Consider the following 23,719-nt stretch of genomic DNA (forward strand, 5'->3'; position numbering starts at 1 on the left):
GTAACCGGCGGGAAACAAAGAAGCACGTGAGCAAGAAAGACGATATCTTCGCCAGCCCGCTGGGCCAGGTGGCCGGGTTTAGCTTCGACCAGTCAGTGGTGGAAGTATTCCCGGACATGATCCAGCGCTCGGTGCCAGGCTACACCACGATTGTGGCGATGATCGGTACCCTGGCGGAGCGCTATGCCCAGTCCGGAAGCCGCTGTTACGACCTGGGCAGCTCCCTGTGTGCCGCCACCCTGGCCATGCGCCATCGCATCCCTGCAGCGGACTGCGAGATCGTCGCGGTGGACAACTCGCCGGCCATGGTCGAACAGGCGCGCGCGGTACTGGCGGCGGACAGCGGGCAGATCCCGGTGCAACTGGTGTGCGACGATTTGCAGAATGTGGACATTGAGAATGCCTCGGTGGTGGTTCTCAACTTTACCCTGCAGTTCATTGCCACCGAACAGCGCGAAGCCATTTTGCAGAAGATATACGACGGCCTACGCCCGGGCGGTGTACTGATCCTTTCCGAGAAAGTGGCGTTCTCCGATACCGACCATCAGGAGTTGATGATCGATTTACACCACTCATTCAAGGCGGCAAACGGTTACAGCGCGCTGGAAATTGCGCAGAAACGCAGTGCGCTGGAAAATGTGTTGATCCCGGAAACCCTGTTTGACCACCGCACCCGCTTGAAAAACGTCGGCTTTAGCAGTGTCGACGTTTGGTTCCAGTGCTTCAATTTCGCTTCGCTGATTGCGATCAAACAGCGCAACCCGTAAGCGGAAAGACAGGCATGATTGATTACACCCAGTTGTATGCGGGTATCCAGCACACGCCGGCCCTGCGCTCGTGGCTCACCACCCTGCCCCAGCAAGTTGCTGACGGACTTAACCCCTCTCGCTGGGGCGACATGGCAGACTGGCGCGAGGCGCTCGAAAACCTCCCCGACATCAACGCGTCCACGTATTCGCTCAAGGATGAGGTGCGCATCGGTGCGGCATCCGATGCGACCGCCGAACAACTCGCGACACTTGAAGCTGAATTGCGCAAGCTGCACCCCTGGCGCAAAGGCCCATGGACGCTGTTTGATATTTTCATCGATACCGAATGGCGCTCCGACTGGAAGTGGGACCGCGTAGCCCCACACCTGCACGATCTGAAAGATCGGCTGGTACTCGATGTGGGCTGCGGCAGCGGTTACCACTGCTGGCGGCAATTTGGCGCCGGCGCACGCAGAGTTATTGGTATCGATCCGTCGGCAAAATTCGTTGCCCAGTTTTACGCACTGAAGAAATACCTCGGGCTGGAAAAACCCGTGGATGTTCTCCCGCTGGGAATCGAGGCTTTGCCACCGGCACTGCGCGCTTTCGACACAACCTTGTCCATGGGGGTCCTGTACCACCGGCGCTCACCACTGGACCACTTGCGGGAATTGCGCGACACACTGCGTCCCGGGGGACAGTTGTTACTGGAAACCCTGGTGATTGAGGGGGGGGCGGGAGAATGCCTGGTACCCGAGGGACGCTACGCCAAGATGCGCAATGTGTGGTTCTTCCCCACCACCGCAACATTGGAAAGCTGGTTGCGTAAAAGCGGTTTCACCGATGTAAAAACCGTCGATGTAGACCAGACCTCGACCGACGAGCAGCGCAGCACCGATTGGATGCGGTTTGAGTCGCTGACAGACTTCCTCGACCCGAACGACCCCAGTAAAACCATTGAAGGGCATCCTGCGCCACTGCGCGCCACCCTCACTGCAACTGCGACTTAACCACGTTGTCCTCCGTGGCTAGCCGACCGCTGGCCACGCTCTTCTCCCCTAACCATGTGCTGTTCGACTAGTCCTGTAAGCCCAGTCCTGCCCGCAAGCGCATCGGATGCTCATGCCGGTGCGTGAAAGTCCCCTCGCCCAATAACTACACTGAATGCATATTGGCCGGGATACCCGGTAGGTTTGGCGAGAGAAAAAGGGACCGCATGAGTATCAGTGTTTTCGAGCTGTTCAAAATTGGCATAGGCCCATCCAGCTCCCACACAGTCGGGCCCATGGTGGCCGCGGAGCGATTTATCTGTGACCTGGAGTCCCGCGGTGATCTGACAAAGGTCGAGCGTGTCGAGGTCCATCTGTACGGCTCCCTCGCACTGACCGGTGTAGGTCATGGCACCGATATGGCCGTACTCATGGGGCTCGAAGGTGAGTCACCGGAGACGATCGATATCGATACCATTGACGGTCGGATCGCCGCGATCGAAAAACACCAACAATTGATTCTCAACGGGCTGCGCGCCATCCATTTTGAACGCGATCGCGACCTGATTTTCCATAAGGAAGAATTTCTTCCCCAGCACTCCAATGGGCTGACCTGTAAAGCATTTGCCGGTGAAGAATGCCTGCTTGAACGCAGTTACTTTTCCATCGGTGGCGGCTTTGTTTTGTCGGAAGAAGACTTCGCTAATAAAGAGCAAATAGCCACCCTACTGCCCTACGATTTCAGCTCCGCCGAAGATCTAATGGCCCTGTGCGAGCAAAACCATTGGACCATTGCCGAACTCGCCATGGAGAACGAGAAGGCGTTCCGTTCCGATCAGGAGGTCACCGATCTGCTGTGGCATATCTGGGAAGTGATGGAGGCATCGATTGAGCGTGGTTGCCACCAAAGCGGTGTACTGCCCGGTGGACTGGGCGTACGCAGACGGGCGGAGGAACACTTTCGCGAACTATCCAAACAAACCGATGAAGAACGTCGCCAGGGCCTCGCGATTCTGGACTGGGTCAGTCTGTTTGCCCTGGCAGTCAACGAAGAAAATGCAGCCCGCGGGCGCATTGTCACCGCACCCACAAATGGTGCTGCCGGGGTTATTCCCGCAACCATTGCCTACTACGTGCAATTCGTACACACACAGGAAGAGCACGGGGATCTGAAAAATCAGGTGGTGAAATTTCTCCTTACCGCCGGCGCCATTGGCATGCTCTTCAAGAAAAACGCCTCGATCTCCGCCGCGGAAGTGGGATGTCAGGGTGAAATCGGCGTGGCCTGCTCCATGGCGTCGGCCGGACTCGCGGCAGTTCAGGGCGGCAGTAACGCGCAAATTGAAAATGCGGCCGAAATTGGTATGGAACACAATCTGGGACTGACCTGCGACCCTATCGGCGGCCTGGTACAAGTTCCGTGTATTGAGCGCAACACAATGGGTGCGGTTAAGGCGATCAATGCCGCGCGCCTCGCGCTGCGCGGCACCGGTGCGCATATCGTGCCGCTCGACAGTGTGATTGAGACCATGCGCCAGACCGGAATCGACATGCAGCACAAATACAAGGAAACCTCGCTCGGAGGTCTCGCGGTGAACGCGGTTAACTGCTGATACGAGGCGGACAAACTACTAGGGAAAATATCCGACAAAATACCCGACAAGAGACTCGATATAGTATCGGGCGCTGCAGAGCAGCCTACCCGGGAATACCGTGACGGGTATAAATATCAAACCGGCCCGACTTGCCCTCAAAGCGAAGGCTCGGCGCCTGCCCATTTAGATCCGGCGCCAGTCGCGGCCGCTTGACCACTGTGCGGTAATAGCACGCCGCACATGCAGGCTCCAGCAACCCATCGGCATCTTCATCGCTGCCGACGATTTCGTGGAACGCGACCATCTCTTTTTTCACCTTGGCACTTTTGTCGCGACTGGGAAACATCGGATCCAGATAAATGACCGGAATACTTTCCTGCTCCTGTGCAGCCAGCCATGCCACAGCGCTATCCACTCGCGGTTCCAGGACCAGTCGTTCGGCAATGGGTCCAAGTTCACGGTCCATTTCTGCAGCCTGACGCAATCTCCGCACACCGTCCTCAAGCAACGCATACACCACGGGATTGCGTTCAAGCATACGCACCTCACTGCCGAGCGATGCGAGCACAAAGGCGTCCCGCCCAAGCCCCGCGGTGGCATCGACAATGCGCGGGTAAAAACCACTGCGAATCCCTGCGGCCTTGGCTATCTGCTGACCTTTACCACCGCCATACTTGCGACGATGGGCCGCGGCACCACTCACAAAATCAACCCCCACGGGCCCCGGCGCTTTGCGGCCAGTAGCGCACAGTTGCAGCATGTCGCCCCGACGCAAAATAAAGGGATACTGGTTAATGAATTTTTCCGGGGTAACGCCCAGATACGGAATCGCCAGCGCGTCCGCCAGTGCTTCTGCCGCTGGCACATGGCTTTCATCTGCGGCGGTAACAGCCAACTGCATGATAGAAGTACAACCAAGTTTATTTATTGGATACCGAGGTGGCGCTCAGTAGATCGAATGGGGCAATTTACCCGTGATGGGCGAGCCACGCCAGTGCGGATTCTTCGGCGTCACTGGGAAATGGCCGCACTTCTGCGGAAACAAAGTGGTTGAGGAGCTGCGGCATAAACGCCAGTAGGGTGTTGTCAGAGAGGACGGCGATCCGGTGCAGGTGTCGATGCTGGTTGCGGGTAAACACGCAGTTGGAAACCAATGCCGCAAAGTTCTGCCAGCCACGGAAATTCCGCGCATCAATCAGCAAGCCATGCAAGGCGCCATGCTGACAAATCACCGGATCCACCTGCGCGGCCAACGCACGAAATTCTGCGGGCTTCAGCTCTGCAACCGGCCGAATCTCCAGAATATCGTGATCGTGGTGCCAGCAATGTTCGATCATGGTCCGTCATACTTTCGTCACTTCCCTTTTAAGCGTAGAAAAGAAAAAGGCCGCGAACCAGTCGCGACCTCTTTCTCCAGACGGCTTAGCCGAGTATCAGCCTACTGCTGTGGCGTGTCCTCGGTTTTGTCCTTGTCGCGCATTTTGTCGAGCGCATCCTCAGCCGCATCTTTGGTGTCTTCAGCGGCATCTTTGGTGGCACGGCCGGCATCTTCGAGCGCATCGCCTGTGTCTCGCGCCGCATCTTTCAGTACGTCACCGGTGTCTTTAGCCGCGTCTTTCACCGCGTCGCCGGTATCCTCAGCGGCATCTTTCACCGCACCACCCACATCGCGAGCGGCATCTTTGGTTGCATCCATCATGCGATCACCGGTTGATTGCGGATCGGCGGTGGATGGCGCCACGTCATTACTTTCTTGCGGCATGGTTGGATCAGCGGCCGGGCGTGTTTCTTGCGAAGATGGCGTTTCCATCTTGTCGTAGGCATCGTCAACCGAATGATCGGACTTCTTCGACATGAAGTAGCCGATAATCAGCAATAAGATAATGAGTGGCAGCAGTAGTTTCTTCATAGTCCCGTGGACCCCTCGTCGGTTAGAAAGAGTTCGAAACGATCAGGCAAGACGCACAGTCTGGCAGTATCCGCAGACGTAGCACCTAACCCGCCGTTGCCGGTTGGCGCTGTACTGGACCACCGAGACCCGACTTCATCGAAGAAGCCCACGCCAATACTGATAAGAATAATCCCCAATTGCTGCACTTCAAGGAACAATGTTCCTATGTTCAAGTATTTATGGTTCTAAAGGCGCACGGGCATATTAAGTGGAATGCTATGCCAAGAGCTGGCGGGGCATACGAGGAAGGCGCCGGGTCTCGTCCGGCGGAGGGTTGCTCAGCCCTGATAGTACTGATCAAGCTGTGCGAGGACACCACTCGCGTCACTATCGACAATGGCGGCATCACAGCCGGAAAGCGCCATTTCGCCGAAGATATTGCGCCGCGCAAAAATTAAATAGCGCACGCCCAGTGCGAGTTTCTTCTCACAATCGGCAAGATTGAGTTGGAAATTTAACTGTTTTCGCGTCGCGCCCTTCCAGACCTTTCGCGCGACCGCCGAGTAAAGGTATCCCGAAACCGCCGCCATCCCGGGTTCAGACAAAGCTCGATCCAACAAACGGTGCACCGCGACAATTTCAACCTGGGCGACGAGCTCGGCCGAGGCAAGCTGTTGCTGTATTTCTCCCGACAGGTTTTCGGTTTTTGTCGGCGAGTCACTGGCGTAGGCAAAACCGCATCCCACAATGAGCGCCACCAAAAACAGCCATTGACGGAGAAAAACCCAAATGTGTTTTGGTGCATCTTCCCTGCCGCTCACCCTGCTTCGCCTCACACCTTTGCCAATAACAGCCATTATCACTCCCTGACGACTTATGTACGTTTATGACGCACACAAAAAAGGGCGCCGAAGCGCCCTTTTCCGATCAATTATTGCAGCGGCAACAGTTCGAGTTCTACGCGACGGTTTGCCTGACGCCCTGCGTCAGAGTCGTTGCTCGCGATTGGGTAGCGTTCGCCGTAACCAACAGCCTGAACGCGACCTGCTGCCACGCCACGAGTGGTGAAGAAGTTGGCAACGGAGCCGGCACGACGCTCACTCAGGTTCTGGTTGGTGACATCTGAACCGGTGCTATCAGTGTGGCCACTCACGCGAATTGCAGTTTTGTCGAATTCATTGAGAACCAGCACTACAGAATCGAGGGTGTCGTAGAAATCTGAACGGATTTCATAACGGTTGGTGGCGAAAGTAATGTTGCCCGGCATGATCAGACGGATATTGTCGCCTTCACGCTGCACACGAACGCCGGTACCTTCCAGACGCTGGCGCAAGGCCATTTCCTGGCGGTCCATGTAGTAGCCGATGCCACCACCTACTGCAGCGCCGCCCAGTGCACCGGTAATCACGCCTTTCTTGCGATCGTTTTTGCTCGCGGTAGCCGCACCAATGATGGCACCAGCCACTGCACCAGCACCTGCGCCCTTGGCAGCATTACTGGTTTTGCTTTCCTGGGTGTAAGGATCCAGGGTGGTACAGCCAACCAAAGAACCCAGAGCAAGAATCGCTACCCATTTTTTCATTAAGCTTCTCCTAACGCTTTTACTGATGACGGGTGAAATTTGTTGGCAGTGTCGCTGAGTCAAGCTGACTGCAAGCTGAACTGCCCTCGTCATTGGCACGAAGACTATGCGGAAAGTCAGCTTAGGTCTACTGCCTAGATCCCAAAATGGCGGGATAATCCATTGGCGTAATTTTAATTATTTGGTTTCTGAGTTAGGCCATTAACCGCTCCCAGGGTCATAGCCTTCGATAAACCATGACCTATTCAGGCTTCAATTTCAGAGCAGACAAGCACTATCCACAGTTGCACCCCGGCATCGTGTAATTTGCTGTAATCCATTCGTCCACAGCTTCTGTGGATAACTCTGTGCATGAATATGCCTAATGAGGCTCGATGTGGCGGCATTCCTTGCCCCCAGCATATTGGACACTTTTTACACCATCGTATTTTTATATATAAATCAATGACTTAGGGGAAATTTACAGCTTTAAACAGGTAGACTACAGAAATGCGAGGACCCTCACTCACGAGCCGACCCCATGTGGAAAAGATTTGTCAAGAGGAAACAAGAAGGGAAAAATCAAATTTTGCAGAATTTCCAGAAATTGGCGTAGAAAACGGCGCAAAGATGGAAACTGGTGGAGAGCCGCCCGACTCTCCATTGCGAAGAATTAGTAATGCGGTGGACGCTCGTCGCCGGGCTTGCCGCCTTTGTTCATCTCGAACGCCAGATCGCTGTACTTCTCCGACATCTCTTTCATATTGCCTACAAGTGCGCGCAGCTGCGCATCCTGCTTGGCAATGGTGTCGTTGAGCTGACTCAGGGTGTCCTCCTGAAATGCCAGGCGCGTTTCCAGCTCATCAATACGTGCGACCAACTGCTCTACTTCATTACTCATAACCGCTTACTCTTTACCGCCTATTCTTTACCGCTTACTCATTGCGGTTTGCTCAAGGTACCTGGGTATATCCCGGTGATTTCTCCAGCTTAAATCAGCCGGTACAGGCAGTCTTTCAGTCCAACCGCACGTTGATCCATGAACAGGCTCTGCCCCATACGCGAGGTAACATAACCGAAACCCACCTCAATCTCGGGGTCCGCGAAGCCAACGCTGCCCCCGGCACCCGGATGGCCGAAGCCCCTGCTGCCGCCAAAAGCCAGATCTTGCGCGATACCTGACTTCAAAAAGCCACAACCGAAGGCCACATCGGTTTGCAGTATGGCGTCTTGACCACGGGTTTGCTCTTGTGTCGCTTCGGTGAGCGTTGCTGAAGAGAGCAACTGCGGGCTTTCACTCGCCAGGTCACCGTAGACTGCGGCGAGGTCGCGAGCACTGAAGTGGCCGTTGGCTGCCGGGATCAATGCACCTCGCCACGCATCGCCGTTTGTACCCATCATGAGCGAAACAGGATTGGTAAACGCTGTAGCCACTGGGCCCTGACGATCTTCCTTGATGGAGCGGCCGATTGCATTGTCACGCAGCTCCGGTAGCGGTTTCTTCAATGGGCCCACATCGGCAATACGCGTGGAGCGATGCCCCACTGCGCCGAAGCCACCATCCAGCTCAAGCGGATCACCCACCCCGCTGCGATACAAATCACGTACAGTACGACCGCTGGCCGCTTCGATCAGTCCGCCAACGGTCCATCCATACAGAAACGGCGAATAGCCCTGCTGACTGCCGGGCTCCCACCAGGGGGTAGTTGCGGCTACTTGCTGTAACGCGCGGTCCCAGTCGTAGATAAGGTCATCCGAGACTTTCTCGGTAAACGCGATCACCCCGCTCCGATGGCTCAGTAACTGGCGGCCTGTTACCGTCGATTTACCCGCTTCCGCAAAGGCCGGCCAATACTCGGCCACCGGCAAGTCGAGGTCCAGGTTTCCAGCTGCGACCTGCTGCAGTGCAATCAGGGCGAGAATGCCCTTCGAAGATGAAAATACATTGCAGAGGGTGTCTTCCTCGAACGCCTGTGCCCCCGCACGATCGGTGGTTCCAGCCCAAAGCGACGCGACAACCTCGCCCTCCTGTACCGCACAAAAAGACGCCCCCACATCACCGTGATCGCGGAAGTTCGCCGCAAAAGCGTCGTATAGGGCCTCAAAGCCCGGGGCGCAATATCCCTGAATATCCATTGAGTGCAGTTACCAGTTGATGGTGGAGGCAAAGACCTGCCGCTAAGGTCAGTCCCATCGAGGGCTCGCCATAGAGCGACCATTTTGAGAATCGATGGGGTCAAACGGGGCGCAAGGATAACGGATAGCCGGGTAGCTGTTAAGCGCAGCCCCTAAGGGTCATCGTCGGCAGGCTCTTCGAAATCTTCCAGGCGGTAGCCGCACTGCTTGCAGTACTCTGCGTCGGCATCGTGCCCGCTTTTTCCGCAGTTATGACAGCGGGCAAGCTGCTTCTCCCGACCGAGTTCATGTGCCAGTTCGGCGGTGACTATCCCGGTGGGCACCGCGATGATGGAGTAGCCGATCAGCATGGTCATCGACGCAATGGCTTGCCCCAGGGGCGTATGCGGGGTGATATCACCAAACCCTACCGTAGTGATGGTGACAATGGTCCAGTAGATACTCTTCGGGATGCTGGTGAAACCATGCCGTGGCCCCTCCACGATGAACATGACGCTGCCAAAGATAATGCAGATCACCAGGACACTGGTGTAAAACACCAGAATTCGACGGCGCGCCTGCCAGAGCGAACGTACCAGAAGGTTGGCATCCCGCAGATAGCGAACCAGCTTGAGTACCCGGAAGATCCGCAACACCCGCAACAAGCGGATTACCATCAGATAGGTAGCGCCGGTAAAAATCAGTGCGAGATAGCTGGGCAAGATTGCCAGTAAATCGACGATGCCATAGAAGCTGGTGACATATTCGCGGCGGTCGCGCGCGCAATAAATACGCAGTAGGTATTCCACCGTAAACAACCCGGTGAAAAACCACTCAAGGACATAGAAGGTCTCGCCAAAGCGCACCCATAGAGATTCCACCGAGGCGAATAGTACCAGCGCAACGCTGAGCAGAATCGCCCAGATCAGGAATACATCAAAATTCTTACCCGCGGGCGAATCGGTGCCGAAGATAATCTCATTCAGCCGTTTGCGGGTCCCGGTAAGCGCCATGAATTCAAGCCTTTCGCCTTATTGAACTAGGTGACATTCTAGCCGACCTCGGAGTCGCAGAATACGCCACAGCTTTGTCCGCTTCCACCGTATCCGCTATGCTTCGCCACCGGACTCTTCTGGGCCCCCTATTTTCTCCCCTTTTTCACTGAATGAGCTGACTGACCGGGAACTGACATGCGCGATAAAAGCCGACTCGTATACTCCACTGACCGCGGCCGGATTAAGGAAGAAAAGCCTGCAGAGAAGTGCTATAGCGGTGATGGTATTGTGCGAATTCAGCGCGAAACCAAGGGACGCAAAGGTAAAGGTGTCACCTGTGTGCGGGGTATAGAGGGAACCGATAGCGAGCTCAAACTCTTGCTGGCAGAGCTTAAAAAACGCTGCGGCTGTGGCGGCGCGCTAAAGGATGGCGTAATAGAGATTCAGGGCGACAAGCGGGACGAGATCAAAGCGGTTCTCGAAGCAAAAAACTACAAGGTGAAACTCGCTGGGGGCTAACCCCCAGCGCGGGCAGTGCCTGGCTAGCCCTGCCCGCCCCCAATCTACAGGTTCAAACTAGGCCGAAATTGCGGCGAGTCGCAGAGGTTTCACCTTAAGCCGCTTCTCTTCTTCGAGACACAGTTTCAGCAGGCCTGCCAGCTCCAATTGATAACCTTCCTGCACCACACCACATACCGTCTTGCAACGCAGTTCGAGCGCCTGAAGTCCGCTGGCGAGTTCATCCTTGCGCCCTTTGACCGATAGCTCGATGGCCCCTTCACCGCACGCAGACAGCTTTTGTTGCTGAGGCGCACTCACTACCACACCATGTCTTGCAACCAGCTGGTTGAGCTTACGCACCTGCTCACAGATGATCTGCGGGTACTTTTGCAACAGAGTTTGCGGCAGCTCCTGATTCGGCAAGCGCTCAATCAGCTCGCAGACCACATCCCCGTAACGGCCGAGAACGGTGAGTGGCTCAGCCAGTGCATCAAAGGCACGCAGACGTGAAACCGACGCCTCTGCCCCCCCGCGAGCACCGGTATCCATCGCAGCAATGGTTCTCGTAATACGCTGATAAAACAGACTGTGAATCAAGTGCCGCTGTTGCTGACACTCTTCAAGACGCACCCGGTTATCGCGGATGGATTCGTCTGCCGCAGACGGCGTTGTACCACTCAAGTCATAACTGCGCGGATCGATACGCAAATTCGCCCGTACCAGCGCCGCACCAACCTGAATGCGCGCTCCAGTGAGCTGCAGCTGGGCCCGACGCTGTTCCAGCTCCTGCAAGTCCAGCAGGCGCGAACGCAGCCAGTCGATGGACGACTGCAGGTCAAGCTCGGCCAATTCGTTGTTCGTGGGGAGTTTAAGGTGTAGGAAGTCCCGAGGGATTACCCGGTTGAAATACTCTGTCAAAACCTGCTGTGCAGCTTCGCTCTCCTTATCCGACTCCAGCAGCAAACGGTTTTCTACAGGACGACAACTATCGTCACCATCCGCCCGACTGACTCGGCCACATAGCTCGACAAAGTCTTCAAAGAGCTTTTGCAGAGAGAAGTCGACCCGCTGCAGCTGCGGGGCGCAATCGTGCGCCTCTACCGCAGTAATACGCTGGTGTCCTGCCGGTTCATCCATTGGCCAGAATTCCGTCTCCTGCCCCATGGCCGCGTCGATTCCGGTCTTATCTTCACTGCTGAGATTGCTATACATCCAACGAACAGCAGCAGGCACGTCAGCCAGCTTTTTACCGATCAATTGCGCCTCACGATTTATTTCGCTACAGATCAGGTCTGAATGAACAAGGTAGTTCCAGCGTTCCGCGAAGCCCTGAAAACCGTCACTGCCCAGCAAATGCGCCGCAGTCCTATCCGCCTGCGCCTCCAGATGCCGCCCCAATCGTCCACTTAAACGACCGTGCATGTTATGCAGGCGGTCCACAACAGGTATCAACGCATGGCCGCACAGGGCAACCATCCGGTGCAATGGACGTAACGGGGTAATGACACTCTCGTCATTGCCAAAAATGGTGCGCTCTTGTTCGAACGCATCTTGCATGTTCTGTAAGCGCTGTGCGGTACCAATGGATAGCTCGGTTGCCAGACGGCTCCAGCGACCCCGGTAATAGCTGAGGGCACGGCCGATCAAGCCGAGTACATCTCCGCCTTGCAAGGTGGCGACTGCCGCAAGGCCGATGGAAAGTCGGAATTGCCCCTGGCCTGCTTTGATGACTTTAATTTGGCTTCCAGACGTCACTACCACCTGAGTGGCAACCACTGCGCTCGACAGGTTTTGTGGACCTTTTTGCTTGGTCGCAATGCCCAGCCCGCAGGTATCTTCGAGTACATCCAGCAACAAAAACAGGCCCGGCGCGTCTTTCTTGACTAGGCGCAGCGACTGATTACCCTGCCCGTCTTCCGCGTTTCCTTCGCTGCCAACTAAGTCATGAGAATCACGAGAGCGGCCGGCAACGTAAAACGGGTAAACCACTACCACGCCCACAAAAAGTACAAGCAGTGTCGTGAGCCCTGCGCTCAAAATTGTTGCCGAACCAAACTCACCAGCGAGGGCCGCTGCAGGCAGCGACCACAACGCCATACCCAGCTGATACAGACACAGACACAACAGCAGCGCAAACATCAAGGGAACAATAGCGGCAGCCAACATGTGCGGGAGCAATGCAATGCGCGACGCAACAGATTCGTCCTGAGATGCGGCTTCTTCCTGGAATAGTGCGCGCAACTGCTTCCATGCAGTGCCGTTCTTATGGTTGCTTGGCGCCTTCGGGCTTGCGGCTTCGCTCGCTGCGGGTTTCTTTTCTTGCTGGAGGGCCGACTCGTGCACCAAAGGCTCTTTGGCAGACTTCGGCTCAGTTGGTTTCAGACTGGCACTGCTGGGCGGCGCAGCCACCTCGACTTGCACATTGTTTGCATCGGGTAACTGGTTTTTTCGCGCCTCACGTTGGCGGGCAAACTTAAGACGCGCAAGGATGGCCTGATTATCAAACTTGCCCGCCGGATGCACTTCGATCTTCAGACCCAGCTGCTGCAATTGCGTGCGGTACTGAACCACCTGCGCCGAGGAGAGCTGATCTTTAATCACCCAGCCTTTCAGGAACAGCTTTTTGCCCTGCTCAGCGCCAATGGAAAAGGCACTGGTCAGTTGTTGCAGAACTTCCTGCGGCGCCTTGGCACGTACGGTTTTGCCCGCAGAGACAATTTGAAACCTTTCCTGGTTTACCATGAATTCCTCGCCGCCACCCGGGCTAGATTTATTGTGATGGAGGCGAGACTAAGGGATTCCTTCCAAGGCAGATGGGGACTGGTTCTCACTGGAATGAGGTATTAACAGTCGAGCGACCAATTGCACACTTGGTCACAGCAAGGCCGCTAACCACATCCCAGACCGGGGTGCGGCCTGCGTCACAGGTCCTCTGTGCTAATTGGGATGTTTTGGCTTCCCTGCCGGTGAAGAATCCGGTGAAGAATTCGGTGACCAAACGGACAACTCGACGCCAGGGATATTATGCTCCCGCGCATCAAACACCGGCTCCTTAATACCGCGACGGAGCTGGGCCTCATAATCGGCAAAGACCTTTAGCGCCACCCCAGACAGCAACAAGATCGCCAGTAAGTTCGCCGACGCCATAAAGCCCATGGACATATCCGCCATATTCCACAACAGCGAAAAATTATCCGAGCTACCACTCTGTGCCACCCAGGCACCAAACAAGATAAAGCAGATATAGAGCGCCCGATAACAAAAGATAGATACACGGGTATGCCATAGATAGAAGATGTTGGTTTCCGCGTAGTAGTAATTGGCAATGATCGAGGTAAACGCGAAGAACAGCAGCGCAATCGCCAGGAAACCATTCCCCCAAGGGCCCACCTCACTGGCAAGAGCAGCTTGGGTCAGAGTCACCCCTTCCACAACACCCGCATACTCCACACCACTCAGCAGGATAATACTGGCCGTTGAAGTACAGATCATCATGGTGTCGAGGAACACCGAGGCCATTTGTACGTATCCCTGCACTACCGGGTGCTTAACGTCTGCAGCGGCACCCACGTTAGGTGAGGACCCCATCCCAGCCTCGTTTGAGAAGAGACCACGTTTGATTCCATTCGCTATCACCGCACCAAATGCCCCTGCGCCCATTTCCTGGGCACCAAACGCACTGCCGATAATCAGGCCAAACACCTCAGGTAAGCGCTCAATATTCAGCACCACAATGGCGAAGGCGATTGCGATATAACACAGCGCCATAATAGGCACGACGATACCCGCGAAGCGGCCGATGGAATGAATACCGCCGAACACAATCACGCCGGCCATCACCGCGATCACGCATCCTATCAACAATGGATTGATGCCCCATGCCTCGCGCACCGCGTCTGCCATGGCATTGGCCTGCACCGCGTTAAAGAAGAAGCCAAAGCAGATCACCAGAAAAATCGAGAATGCCACCGACAACCATTTCCAGTTTCGCCCAAGCCCCTTGTCGATATAGTACGCAGGCCCACCGCGGAATGTGCCCGGCTCATCGCCGGTTTCCTTGAAGGTCTGCGCCAGGGTGTTTTCGATCAAGCTTGTGGCCATGCCCACCAGCGCAACTACCCACATCCAGAAAACAGCCCCCGGACCGCCCGCGGTAATCGCTACCGCTACCCCGGCAATGTTGCCGGTGCCAACCCGCGCCGCCGCACTGGTTGCGAATGCCTGAAAGGAAGAGATTGAGTCGTCACTTTCTTTGTGAAAACTGTGTGCCATCACGCGAATCATGTGCACAAATCCACGTATCTGTACGAAGCCGGTCCGCACGGTGAAATAGAGGCCTGCGGGTAGCAGCGCGGCAATCAGGATACCGATCCACCAGATACCACCTACCCCGCCCCAGGTAATCTGGTTGCCTATGCTGATGACGGAATGGAAAAAATCTGAAAGTGCCTGCATAGGTATTTTCACTCTTGCGAACACATACGCGACGGCCCTGAACCGGGATAGTGCGCAGAAAAAGTATTGCGCGACAGCCGACGAAAATTTGGTCTATAGAATCAGTAAAGATCAGCTGCCGGAAAGCGCCAATGCCGCCCTTGTTACCGACGGGCGCTGACGTACAATATTGCCAAACCAGTCCGCCCAAACGACTGAAAAAAGAACAAGGAATCGACCCAACACTATGTCGTCTCGCAATGACTCTTCTCCTGCGCCGTCAACTCCCGGTAACACAACAACGGCTCCTTATGGCAGCTGGAAATCACCAATAACCGCAAACCTACTTACCGGCGGCAATGTCCGCCTCGGTGAGGCTCAGCTCTTTGGCGGCAAAGCCTATTGGCTGGAGTCGCGTCCAACAGAAAAAGGACGTTCCGCACTGGTGGAATGTGACTATTCGGACCCGGCAAGCCCCCAAACGAGAGACTTACTGCCAGCCCCCTTTAGTATTCGCTCCAAGGCTCATGAATATGGCGGTGGCGTCTACACCATCGGTGGTGGCCATGTCTATTTCGTGCTCGCGGCCGATCAGCGTATTTACCGAATGCCACTGGACGGCCATACCCCGGAAGCAGTTACCCCCGAAGGCCCATTCCATTACGCTGACCTGCAATTTGACGCGCCTCGCAAGCGTCTTATCTGCGTGCAGGAAGATAATTCAGCCCCTGACGCAGAAGCTGTGGCGCGGTTGATTGCCATTGACCTCAGACACCACGGCGAGAGTGATTCGACGCCCCCACAAACCCTACTGGCGGAAGGCGCGGACTTTTACGCATCGCCGAGTCTCAGCCCAGACGGAAAACAACTCAGCTTCCTGCAGTGGCATCACCCCAACATGCCGTGGGATTCAACAGAACTCTTGATCGCCGAATTCGATAAGGATGGCGGTATCCAGCAGGTGCAGAAAATTGCCGGCGGTGAAGGCGAGTCGATCTTCCAGCCCCAGTGGTCACCCAGCGGAGACCTGTTCTACGTTTCCGACAAGACCAACTGGTGGAATATTTACTGGGCGGGAAGCGACAAGCCTATCTGGGAAATCGACGCAGAATTCGCCACGCCGCAGTGGGTGTTCGGTATGTCCACCTATGGGTTCCTGGATGCAAATACAATCTTCTGCACCTACACCCAGCAGGGAATCTGGAAGCTCGCGCGCATCGACTTAAAGCGCGGGCGACACGCGCAAATTAACCACCCTGGGTGCGATTTTGAAAGTATCCGCTGCGGGCAAAACCAAGCCGTATTTATTGGCAGCGGCACAACGGATTTCCCCGCGGTTTATCAATACTCCGGCGCAAGCGATACCTTCCAGACGCTCGCAAGCAGCAGTTCGGTCCCGGTGGATGCCACGTATTTTTCGCCCGCGCAACCAGTAACCTACTCCGTTGGCGATCGCGAGGTACATGCCTTTTTTTATCCACCGCATAACCCGGGTTACCTGGCCCCCGCCGAGGAAAAGCCACCGATCATTGTGTTCGGACACGGCGGCCCCACCGGCGCCACTTCTGCCGGGCTCAACCTTAAAGTGCAATACTGGACCAGCCGTGGCTTCGGGGTTCTCGACGTCAATTACTCTGGTAGTACCGGATACGGACGCAACTACCGCGACCGCCTGGAAAACAACTGGGGACTGCTCGATGTCGAAGATGTCTGTGCCGGCGCCGAGTACCTGGTTGAGCAAGGTCTCGCCGACCCCAAACGGATGCTGATAAAAGGCGGCAGCGCCGGCGGCTACACCGTGCTAGCCGCGCTGACGTTCCACAACACCTTTTCCGCAGGCGCAAGCCATTATGGCATTGGCGACCTCACCACCCTCGCCCGGGATACACACAAGTTCGAATCGCGTTATCTCGACAAGCTGGTCGGCCCTTGGCCGCAGGCGGAGGATGTTTACCAGCAGCGCTCACCGATTAACCACATCGAACAGTTAGAGTGCCCAGTGATCTTCTTCCAGGGACTGGAGGACAAAGTGGTGCCCGCAAATCAGGCAGAGACCATGGTCAATGCTTTGCGCGGGCGCGGTATACCCGTGGCATACATCACCTTCGCGGAAGAAGGTCACGGTTTCCGAGCCGCCAGCAGTATTGAAATGGCCTTGGAAGGCGAGCTTGAGTTTTACAGCCGGGTCTTCAATTTCGACTTGGCGAAAGCCGGGCCAGGTATTCAGATCGACAACCTTGAGGAAAACCGCTGATGGGCCGCTGGCGACCACCCCGCCCTCGCGGCTCTCGTTACATCACCCCAGAAGGTGCTGCGCGCATGCGTGCCGAGGTAAAGCAGTTGTGGGAAGTTGAACGCCCGCGGGTTACCCAGGCAGTCAGCGATGCAGCAAAACTCGGTGACCGCAGTGAGAATGCGGATTACATCTACGGCAAAAAGCGCCTGCGAGAGATCGACAGCCGGGTACGCTTCCTGACCAAACGTTTGGAGGAAATCACCATTGTCGATCGTATTCCGGACGACAAGGACAAGGTCTTCTTTGGCGCCTGGGTGACGCTGGAGGACGAGGAAGAAAAGGAAGTGAAGTACCGCATTGTCGGGCCCGACGAATTTAACGTAAAAGAGGGACTGATCTCCATGGACAGCCCCGTGGCCCGAGCACTATTGGGAAAGCGGCTCGATGATGAAATCGAGATTCAACAGCACGAGGTCTGGGTGACCTATTACATTACGGATATTGAATATCCGGAAAACCCGGTAATCGATTAGGGCGTTGGAACAAAAATGGTGGCCTCGGCCACCATTTTTTTCGGAGTTATCGAACACCTTCGAGCAGATGCCGCGCGATGATCAATCGCTGAATCTCACTGGTCCCCTCGTAGATCGTGGTAATACGAACATCTCGCGCCATTCTCTCCAGCGGATATTCTCTCGTATAACCAACACCGCCATGCATTTGCAGCGCGACATAGCAGGCTTCATTGGCCTTCTCGGACGCGTACAACTTTGCCATAGAGGCCGCGGGACCGAATGGTTGGCCGGCGTCTTTCTGCCAGGCCGCCTGCAGCAATAACAAGCGTGCGGCTTCCATTTCCGTGTACTTATCCGCGAGCTGCCACTGTAACCCCTGGAACTGGGACAGTGGCTTGCCAAACTGTTCGCGCTCCTGCAGGTAGGCACGCGCGCAATCCAGCGCTTCAAGACCAATCCCCAGCGCCAGGGAACCGATGCCAATACGGCCGCCGGCCAATTCGCCGGCAGCGATACGGAATCCACGGTTTTCTTCACCGAGCATATTTGCGGCGGGCACACGGCAGTCCTGGAATGAAACTTCGTTGGTAACCGAGGCTTTTTGCCCCATCTTTTCTTCGGCTTTACCAATTACCAGACCCGGCGTACCGGCTTCCACCAGAAAACAGGAAATACCCTTGCCTTTCGGTGCAGAGGAATCGGTAACCGCCCAAACAACAAAAACACCGGCAAACTCGGCGCTACTGATAAACAGCTTGCTGCCATTTAACACGTAGTCGTCACCATCTTTGACCGCGCGGGTGCGCATGGCTGCAGCATCAGATCCGGACCCGGGCTCGGTCAGGCAGAAAGAGCCCGCGCGGTATTCGCCACTGCATATTTTTGGCAGGAAGTAGCCTTTTTGTTCCTCGGTACCCTTCGCCTGAATCACTTCCGCAACCATATTGGTTACCGAGGTGGTGGTTGCAGTGGATGCACAACCGCGCGCAATTTCGGCAATCGCGAGCGCGAACGCAATCGTACCCGCGCCGGTGCCACCGAAGTCAGGATCGATATTGATCCCCATAAAGCCCAGTTCCGCCAACTGCTTTAGTTTCTCCAAAAGCAATTCGCGGTTACCCGTATGATCCAACTCTGCCGCTACCGGTTTCAGCTCACTCTCGGCGAATTGGCGGGCAGCCCCCTGGATCATTTGTTGTTCATCAGACAGTTCAAAATTCATGGCATTTCTCGTTCATCACTCAGCGCCCGGTGAAAAACGTTCACGGGGCGATGTTATTGTTATTTATTTGTTTAACGGTGCCTGTCGCCGCAGCAATAAACGCCGCACGAGACCCTGCTGAATCGCCACACCCAGCAGTATGAGCCCGAGCCCAGCGATGGTTGCGGGGTGAATATGCTCCCCCACCAGCAGTGCAATCAGTAGCAGTGACAGTGGCGGCGACAAATAGATGTAGTTGCTAATGCGCGCTGTGTTATCACAGTGTAGTAGCGCCGCTTGCCACAACAGGAACGCAATTCCCATCTCAAACAAACCGACATAAACAGCACCAACCCACCCGGCAAGCGGCGGCCACTGCCATCCTCCCTGCCACCAGACCGCTGCAGCAAGCCAGGGCAAACCACAGCTAAATGTCAGGAACAGATTTACCGCAGCGTTACCACCAATGCGCGTGTTCAGCAGCCAGTAACAGGCCCAGATTACGGTACTGAGAAGCGCTAGAGCGACACCAAGGGGTTGCTCAAAGCGCAATTCGGAAAGGTTGCCCTGGGTCGCAATCACCAGAACGCCGGAATAACACACGATCCCGGCCACAAAATCCTGGCGCCGCAGGGTTTGCTTCAATACCGGCACCGAGAGCAACGCCAACACAACGCCCCAGGTGTAATTCAACGGCTGCGCCTGTTGCGCCGGCAGCAGGTCGTAGGCATTAAACAAAACCAGGTAATACAGGAAGGGATTGCAGAATCCAAGCGTGATAAACCATCCCCGTGATTGGCGCCAGGCGCTGGCAACCTGCGCAGTGTGGCCTCGCCACACAATAACGCCCGCCATAAATAGCGTGGAGACGACAGACGCAATGGTCACCAATTGCAGAGGCGACAGGTACTGCAGTGACAGCTTGAAGGCGCTGGCCACAGTGGACCAGCAAAGCACCGCCGCCAGCGCAAACAGGGTTGCGCGGCGGTTATCGGCATCAGCGCTCTGCGTGGCGGATAGCGCCATCAGGACCTCCCGGGACTTAAAAGTCAGCGCTTGCCGCTTTTCGGTTCCGGCTCAGGGATGGCAACAGAGGTATCGGTCTTCACCTCCTCGATTACCACATAGGTATGGGTCTCCCGCACACCCGGTACCGAGGCCAGCTTTTCCCCAAGGAATTGCCGATAGCCGAGCATATCCTTAATACGGATTTTGATCAGGTAGTCGAAACCACCCGCCACCATATGGCACTCCTGTACCTCTTCGAGGCTGGACAGGTGCTTATTGAATGCTTCGAGTGCTTCCGTGGCGGTATCGGTCAGAGACACCTGGATATACACCACCAGGCCAGCGTGCACCTTCAGCGGGTCCAGCAGCGCGACATATTCTTTGATGAAGCCTTCACGCTCCAAACGCTTGACCCGTTCAAGACAGGGCGTGGGGCTGAGGTTGACTCGGCGCGCCAGCTCCACATTGGGAAGACGGCCTGCATGCTGGAGAATTCGCAGGATCTGACGGTCGATACGGTCCAGATCTTCCAATTTTCGAGACATAGCAAAATACCCTACTGGTAATTAACCGGATAACCCCTACATTTAACCACACTTCTTCCCAAATTGGAGATTAATTCTGGGATCTTTGCCACATAATCCGGTTTTTTATTCTGAACAAATTTTCCCTAGGGAGTTTCGAGGAAATACCTATGCCCACACACTTCTCCGGAGACCTCAAAAGTGCACGCCAGAAAGCACGGGAATACCTGCACGCCGACGAGAACCAGTGCGTCAGTGAACTGCTTGCTGCCCCTCGTCCAGGCGAAGCACTGCGTGAGAAGATTCTGGCGACAGCCAGTGAGCTGGTAGTCAAGTCCCGCGAGCAGCGCAGCAAGCGCGGCACTCTGGATGCCTTCCTACAGCAGTTTGGACTGTCGAATAAGGAAGGAGTTGCACTGATGTGCCTGGCAGAGTCCCTGCTGCGGGTCCCGGATGCAGACACTGCAGACAAATTGATCGCCGAAAAGGTGCATTCAGGAAACTGGTCGAGCCATCGCGGTCAGTCTGACTCCCTGTTCGTTAACGCCTCCACCTGGGGCCTGATGCTGACCGGCAACATCGTAGAGCTGGACCCGGACATCACCGAGAAACCTTCCACCTGGATGAAGCGCCTGGTCAGCCGCATGGGTGAACCGATGGTTCGCACCTCGATGATGCAGGCCATGAAAATCATGGGTGGACAGTACGTTCTGGGCCGCACAATTAAGGAAGCACTGAAGCGCGGCCCCGCCGAAAACAAGCCTGGCACCCGTTTCTCCTTCGACATGCTCGGTGAAGGTGCCCGCACCATGGCCGACGCCCAACGTTACTTCGATGCCTACATGATGGCCATCGAGGCCATCGGCGCCGATAACAGCAAGCGCGACGTGGTCGAAGCAAACGGTATTTCCATCAAGCTTTCTGCCCTGCACCCCCGTTACAGCGAGCTGCAACGGGAACGGGTGATGACCGAATTGCTACCACAGGTAAAAGCTCTGTGTGTGGCGGCGGCCAAATACGACATGGGCCTCAATATCGACGCGGAAGAAGCCGAGCGCCTGGATATTTCACTGGATATTTTCGAATCTCTGGCCCGAGATCCGGAACTGAAAGATTGGCAGGGCCTTGGTTTTGTACTCCAGACTTACCAGAAACGCGCCCCGCACGTTGCCGACTGGCTAATCGCCCTTGGCCGCGACACTGGCCGCAAGCTGATGGTGCGTCTGGTAAAAGGTGCTTACTGGGATACCGAGATCAAGCACGCCCAGCAAATGGGCCTCACCGATTACCCGGTGTATACCCGCAAGTGCCACACAGATCTGTCCTATCAGGTCTGCGCGAAAAAACTGCTCGATGGTCGCGACGCCATTTACCCGCAGTTTGCTACGCATAATGCCTACACCGTCGGCCTGATTCTCGAACTGGCCGGCGACGCAAATAATTACGAGTTCCAGCGCCTGCACGGCATGGGCCACCTGCTGTACGACCAGATCGAAGTGGTACACGGCAAGTCGGTTCCGGTGCGGGTCTACGCGCCAGTAGGCGCGCACAAAGACCTGCTTCCCTACCTGGTCCGTCGCCTGCTGGAAAACGGTGCAAACAGTTCCTTCGTCAACCGTTTCATGGACGAGGAAACACCGGTATCCGAACTGGTGCAGGACACCCTCAAGCAAAGTGAAGCCTGCAACCCGTACCGTCACCCGGAAATCCCGGTGCCGGCAGACATCTATCTCGGCCATGAAGGCCTGCCGCGAAAAAATTCTCACGGTATCGAGCTAACCGACCCAATTGCTGCCGCCCCCCTGCTGCAGACCGTCGCCAACAGCGACAGCATGATGTGGAGCGGCGGCCCGATTGTGGATGGCGTATCTGGCAGTGCAGACCTGCCCGTGGTCAATCCGGCGACCGGCGCGCTGGTTGGCTATACCGCCAATGCCTCTGCCGAGCAGATTCAACAGGCATTCGCATCCGCGGCAGAGTCGCAACGCAGCTGGGACCGTCTGGGCGGTGATGCGCGCGCGAAGATTCTCGACAAAGTCGCGGACTTGTATGAGCAGCATTCCGACGAGCTGGTGGCAATGATTTGCCGCGAGGCGGGCCGTACACTGAACGATGGTATTAGCGAAGTGCGCGAAGCCGTCGATTTCTGTCGCTACTACGCCAATGGCGGGCGCAAACACTTCAGCACACCGACTACCCTGCCCGGCCCAACGGGCGAGAGCAACGAGCTGAGCTTGTGCGGTCGCGGTGTGTTCGTGTGCATCAGCCCGTGGAACTTCCCGCTCGCAATTTTCACCGGCCAGGTTGTTGCAGCCCTGGCTGCAGGTAACGGCGTGCTGGCAAAGCCTGCGGAACAAACACCACTGATTGCCGCACGCGCGATCCAACTGATGCACGAAGCCGGTGTCCCGAAACAGGTGTTGCACCTGATCACCGGCACCGGTGCCGCCATCGGCCAACCGCTGCTGGACGACCCGCGCGTAGCTGGCGTAGCGTTCACCGGTTCCACCGAAACCGCAAAACACATCAACCGACAGCTAGCGGAGAAAGACGGCCCCATCGTACCGCTTATCGCGGAAACCGGCGGCCAGAATGTAATGATCGTGGACTCCACCGCACTGCCAGAGCAGGTCGTGGACGATGTTATTCAGTCTGCGTTCCTCAGTGCCGGCCAGCGTTGTTCTGCCCTGCGTATCCTGTGTGTGCAGGACGTCATCGCCGACAACCTTCTCAACATGCTGAAAGGTGCTTGTGAAGAGTTGACTCTGGGGGACCCGGCCAAACTGGAAACCGACATCGGCCCGGTAATTGACGAGAAGGCACTTGGCCTCTTGGAAGCGCACCGCGAGCGCATGGCGGTTGAGGCCAATCCGCTGTTTGCATTTGACACCGCCAAGCAGCCCAAAGACGGAACCTTCTTTGGCCCACAGGTGGTGGAAATCAAAGACTTCGATCTGCTGAAGCGCGAAGTGTTCGGTCCTTTCCTGCACGTGGTGCGCTTCAAGGCTGAGGAACTGGAAGACGTCATCCACCGCATTAATGCAACGGGTTACGGGCTCACCTTTGGCCTGCACTCGCGTATCGAGGGCCGTGCCGGCGCCATCTTCAAGCGTGTGGATGCCGGTAACTGCTACGTAAACCGCGACATGGTTGGTGCTGTTGTTGGTGTAAACCCGTTTGGTGGTATGGGCCTGTCCGGCACTGGTCCAAAGGCTGGCGGTCCGCATTACCTGTTCCGCTTTGGCAACGAAAAAACCAAAACGGTAAACACCGTTGCCACCGGCGGCAACACCCAGCTATTTACCCTCGGACAGTGATCGCTGAACCGAGCGTGCATTAACTGGCACGCAAAATAGAAAGGGCGCATTCGTACGAATGCGCCCTTTTTTGTGAATCAAATCAGAA

At 56.0% G+C, this 23,719-nt stretch carries 20 protein-coding genes; 7 read left to right on the forward strand and 13 right to left on the reverse strand.

Going from position 1 to position 23,719, the window contains the following annotated elements:
• Positions 1 to 26 precede the first annotated feature (26 nt).
• The 3 genes from cmoA (at position 27) to Mag101_RS09225 (ending at position 3,351) form a co-directional block, all read left to right on the forward strand.
• A complete protein-coding gene (cmoA, locus tag Mag101_RS09215) occupies positions 27 to 767 on the forward strand; it encodes a carboxy-S-adenosyl-L-methionine synthase CmoA (RefSeq protein WP_029249741.1) in 741 nt (246 codons plus the stop codon).
• 14 nt (positions 768 to 781) lie between these two features.
• On the forward strand, positions 782 to 1,759 hold the full coding sequence (cmoB, locus tag Mag101_RS09220; RefSeq protein WP_077403856.1) for a tRNA 5-methoxyuridine(34)/uridine 5-oxyacetic acid(34) synthase CmoB: 978 nt from the start codon (positions 782 to 784) through the stop codon (positions 1,757 to 1,759).
• 206 nt (positions 1,760 to 1,965) lie between these two features.
• Positions 1,966 to 3,351, forward strand: a complete 1,386-nt coding sequence (locus tag Mag101_RS09225; protein ID WP_077403857.1) for an L-serine ammonia-lyase — start codon at positions 1,966 to 1,968, stop codon at positions 3,349 to 3,351.
• Positions 3,352 to 3,436: 85 nt separating this feature from the next.
• Here Mag101_RS09225 and Mag101_RS09230 read toward each other — a convergent pair whose 3' ends face one another.
• The 8 genes from Mag101_RS09230 to Mag101_RS09265 all read right to left on the reverse strand — a co-directional run bounded on the left by Mag101_RS09230 (position 3,437) and on the right by Mag101_RS09265 (position 9,913).
• Positions 3,437 to 4,234 (reverse strand): class I SAM-dependent methyltransferase, encoded by a 798-nt coding sequence (locus Mag101_RS09230; RefSeq protein WP_077403858.1) that lies wholly within the window; start codon positions 4,232 to 4,234, stop codon positions 3,437 to 3,439.
• Positions 4,235 to 4,301: 67 nt separating this feature from the next.
• Positions 4,302 to 4,670, reverse strand: a complete 369-nt coding sequence (locus Mag101_RS09235) for an STAS/SEC14 domain-containing protein (RefSeq protein ID WP_077403859.1) — start codon at positions 4,668 to 4,670, stop codon at positions 4,302 to 4,304.
• A gap of 101 nt (positions 4,671 to 4,771) precedes the next feature.
• Positions 4,772 to 5,242, reverse strand: coding sequence for a hypothetical protein (locus Mag101_RS17835; RefSeq protein ID WP_157520277.1), 471 nt, complete (start codon positions 5,240 to 5,242; stop codon positions 4,772 to 4,774).
• Between the two features lie 320 nt (positions 5,243 to 5,562).
• Positions 5,563 to 6,081 carry a hypothetical protein gene (locus tag Mag101_RS09245; RefSeq protein WP_077403860.1) on the reverse strand — a complete coding sequence of 173 codons (519 nt, stop codon included), beginning with the start codon at positions 6,079 to 6,081 and terminating at the stop codon, positions 5,563 to 5,565.
• Positions 6,082 to 6,155: 74 nt separating this feature from the next.
• Entirely contained in the window at positions 6,156 to 6,806 is a 651-nt protein-coding gene (locus tag Mag101_RS09250) for an OmpA family protein (RefSeq protein ID WP_077403861.1), read from the reverse strand.
• 652 nt (positions 6,807 to 7,458) lie between these two features.
• On the reverse strand, positions 7,459 to 7,686 hold the full coding sequence (locus Mag101_RS09255) for a SlyX family protein (RefSeq protein WP_077403862.1): 228 nt from the start codon (positions 7,684 to 7,686) through the stop codon (positions 7,459 to 7,461).
• A gap of 89 nt (positions 7,687 to 7,775) precedes the next feature.
• Positions 7,776 to 8,921 (reverse strand): serine hydrolase domain-containing protein, encoded by a 1,146-nt coding sequence (locus Mag101_RS09260; RefSeq protein ID WP_077403865.1) that lies wholly within the window; start codon positions 8,919 to 8,921, stop codon positions 7,776 to 7,778.
• A gap of 152 nt (positions 8,922 to 9,073) precedes the next feature.
• Positions 9,074 to 9,913: an ion transporter gene (locus Mag101_RS09265; RefSeq protein ID WP_077403867.1), complete on the reverse strand. Its 840-nt coding sequence runs from the start codon at positions 9,911 to 9,913 to the stop codon at positions 9,074 to 9,076.
• Positions 9,914 to 10,090: 177 nt separating this feature from the next.
• Between Mag101_RS09265 and yciH the strand changes: the two genes are divergently transcribed.
• The gene (gene yciH / locus Mag101_RS09270) at positions 10,091 to 10,414 is read left to right on the forward strand and encodes a stress response translation initiation inhibitor YciH (RefSeq protein ID WP_077403869.1); all 324 of its coding nucleotides are present in this window, start codon (positions 10,091 to 10,093) and stop codon (positions 10,412 to 10,414) included.
• A gap of 57 nt (positions 10,415 to 10,471) precedes the next feature.
• Here the strand turns inward: yciH and Mag101_RS09275 are convergent, their stop codons facing one another.
• Both Mag101_RS09275 and Mag101_RS09280 read right to left on the reverse strand, forming a co-directional pair.
• Entirely contained in the window at positions 10,472 to 13,138 is a 2,667-nt protein-coding gene (locus Mag101_RS09275) for a hypothetical protein (RefSeq protein ID WP_077403872.1), read from the reverse strand.
• A 195-nt stretch (positions 13,139 to 13,333) separates the two neighbouring features.
• Positions 13,334 to 14,851 carry an alanine/glycine:cation symporter family protein gene (locus tag Mag101_RS09280; RefSeq protein ID WP_077403875.1) on the reverse strand — a complete coding sequence of 506 codons (1,518 nt, stop codon included), beginning with the start codon at positions 14,849 to 14,851 and terminating at the stop codon, positions 13,334 to 13,336.
• A gap of 226 nt (positions 14,852 to 15,077) precedes the next feature.
• Between Mag101_RS09280 and Mag101_RS09285 the strand changes: the two genes are divergently transcribed.
• Both Mag101_RS09285 and greB read left to right on the forward strand, forming a co-directional pair.
• A complete protein-coding gene (locus tag Mag101_RS09285; protein ID WP_232324969.1) occupies positions 15,078 to 17,084 on the forward strand; it encodes a S9 family peptidase in 2,007 nt (668 codons plus the stop codon).
• A complete protein-coding gene (gene greB / locus Mag101_RS09290) occupies positions 17,084 to 17,599 on the forward strand; it encodes a transcription elongation factor GreB (protein ID WP_077403878.1) in 516 nt (171 codons plus the stop codon). Before Mag101_RS09285 ends, greB begins: the two co-directional genes overlap by 1 nt.
• A 46-nt stretch (positions 17,600 to 17,645) precedes the next feature.
• On the opposite strand, the gene Mag101_RS09295 is transcribed toward greB, so the two are convergent.
• The 3 genes from Mag101_RS09295 to Mag101_RS09305 form a co-directional block, all read right to left on the reverse strand.
• Positions 17,646 to 18,803 (reverse strand): acyl-CoA dehydrogenase family protein, encoded by a 1,158-nt coding sequence (locus Mag101_RS09295; RefSeq protein WP_077403881.1) that lies wholly within the window; start codon positions 18,801 to 18,803, stop codon positions 17,646 to 17,648.
• Between the two features lie 63 nt (positions 18,804 to 18,866).
• Entirely contained in the window at positions 18,867 to 19,808 is a 942-nt protein-coding gene (locus tag Mag101_RS09300) for a DMT family transporter (protein WP_077403884.1), read from the reverse strand.
• Positions 19,809 to 19,831: 23 nt separating this feature from the next.
• Positions 19,832 to 20,335: an Lrp/AsnC ligand binding domain-containing protein gene (locus tag Mag101_RS09305; RefSeq protein WP_010130879.1), complete on the reverse strand. Its 504-nt coding sequence runs from the start codon at positions 20,333 to 20,335 to the stop codon at positions 19,832 to 19,834.
• A 149-nt stretch (positions 20,336 to 20,484) separates the two neighbouring features.
• Here Mag101_RS09305 and putA point away from each other — a divergent pair, with 149 nt between their 5' ends.
• On the forward strand, positions 20,485 to 23,631 hold the full coding sequence (gene putA, locus Mag101_RS09310; protein WP_077403887.1) for a bifunctional proline dehydrogenase/L-glutamate gamma-semialdehyde dehydrogenase PutA: 3,147 nt from the start codon (positions 20,485 to 20,487) through the stop codon (positions 23,629 to 23,631).
• The last annotated feature ends 88 nt before the right edge of the window (positions 23,632 to 23,719 follow it).

Source organism: Microbulbifer agarilyticus (assembly GCF_001999945.1).
In the GTDB taxonomy this organism is placed as follows: domain Bacteria; phylum Pseudomonadota; class Gammaproteobacteria; order Pseudomonadales; family Cellvibrionaceae; genus Microbulbifer; species Microbulbifer agarilyticus_A.

What these genes read in the sequence shown, in the direction of transcription:
- Mag101_RS09265 (WP_077403867.1), bottom strand. Translation starts at nt 9,913, where the DNA reads ATGGCGCTTACCGGGACCCGCAAACGGCTGAATGAGATTATCTTCGGC.
- Mag101_RS09225 (WP_077403857.1), top strand. Translation starts at nt 1,966, where the DNA reads ATGAGTATCAGTGTTTTCGAGCTGTTCAAAATTGGCATAGGCCCATCC.
- Mag101_RS09230 (WP_077403858.1), bottom strand. Translation starts at nt 4,234, where the DNA reads ATGCAGTTGGCTGTTACCGCCGCAGATGAAAGCCATGTGCCAGCGGCA.
- Mag101_RS09260 (WP_077403865.1), bottom strand. Translation starts at nt 8,921, where the DNA reads ATGGATATTCAGGGATATTGCGCCCCGGGCTTTGAGGCCCTATACGAC.
- yciH (WP_077403869.1), top strand. Translation starts at nt 10,091, where the DNA reads ATGCGCGATAAAAGCCGACTCGTATACTCCACTGACCGCGGCCGGATT.
- Mag101_RS17835 (WP_157520277.1), bottom strand. Translation starts at nt 5,242, where the DNA reads ATGAAGAAACTACTGCTGCCACTCATTATCTTATTGCTGATTATCGGC.
- Mag101_RS09305 (WP_010130879.1), bottom strand. Translation starts at nt 20,335, where the DNA reads ATGTCTCGAAAATTGGAAGATCTGGACCGTATCGACCGTCAGATCCTG.
- Mag101_RS09295 (WP_077403881.1), bottom strand. Translation starts at nt 18,803, where the DNA reads ATGAATTTTGAACTGTCTGATGAACAACAAATGATCCAGGGGGCTGCC.
- Mag101_RS09275 (WP_077403872.1), bottom strand. Translation starts at nt 13,138, where the DNA reads ATGGTAAACCAGGAAAGGTTTCAAATTGTCTCTGCGGGCAAAACCGTA.
- greB (WP_077403878.1), top strand. Translation starts at nt 17,084, where the DNA reads ATGGGCCGCTGGCGACCACCCCGCCCTCGCGGCTCTCGTTACATCACC.
- cmoB (WP_077403856.1), top strand. Translation starts at nt 782, where the DNA reads ATGATTGATTACACCCAGTTGTATGCGGGTATCCAGCACACGCCGGCC.
- Mag101_RS09255 (WP_077403862.1), bottom strand. Translation starts at nt 7,686, where the DNA reads ATGAGTAATGAAGTAGAGCAGTTGGTCGCACGTATTGATGAGCTGGAA.
- Mag101_RS09300 (WP_077403884.1), bottom strand. Translation starts at nt 19,808, where the DNA reads ATGGCGCTATCCGCCACGCAGAGCGCTGATGCCGATAACCGCCGCGCA.
- Mag101_RS09235 (WP_077403859.1), bottom strand. Translation starts at nt 4,670, where the DNA reads ATGATCGAACATTGCTGGCACCACGATCACGATATTCTGGAGATTCGG.
- Mag101_RS09250 (WP_077403861.1), bottom strand. Translation starts at nt 6,806, where the DNA reads ATGAAAAAATGGGTAGCGATTCTTGCTCTGGGTTCTTTGGTTGGCTGT.
- Mag101_RS09245 (WP_077403860.1), bottom strand. Translation starts at nt 6,081, where the DNA reads ATGGCTGTTATTGGCAAAGGTGTGAGGCGAAGCAGGGTGAGCGGCAGG.
- putA (WP_077403887.1), top strand. Translation starts at nt 20,485, where the DNA reads ATGCCCACACACTTCTCCGGAGACCTCAAAAGTGCACGCCAGAAAGCA.
- Mag101_RS09280 (WP_077403875.1), bottom strand. Translation starts at nt 14,851, where the DNA reads ATGCAGGCACTTTCAGATTTTTTCCATTCCGTCATCAGCATAGGCAAC.
- Mag101_RS09285 (WP_232324969.1), top strand. Translation starts at nt 15,078, where the DNA reads ATGTCGTCTCGCAATGACTCTTCTCCTGCGCCGTCAACTCCCGGTAAC.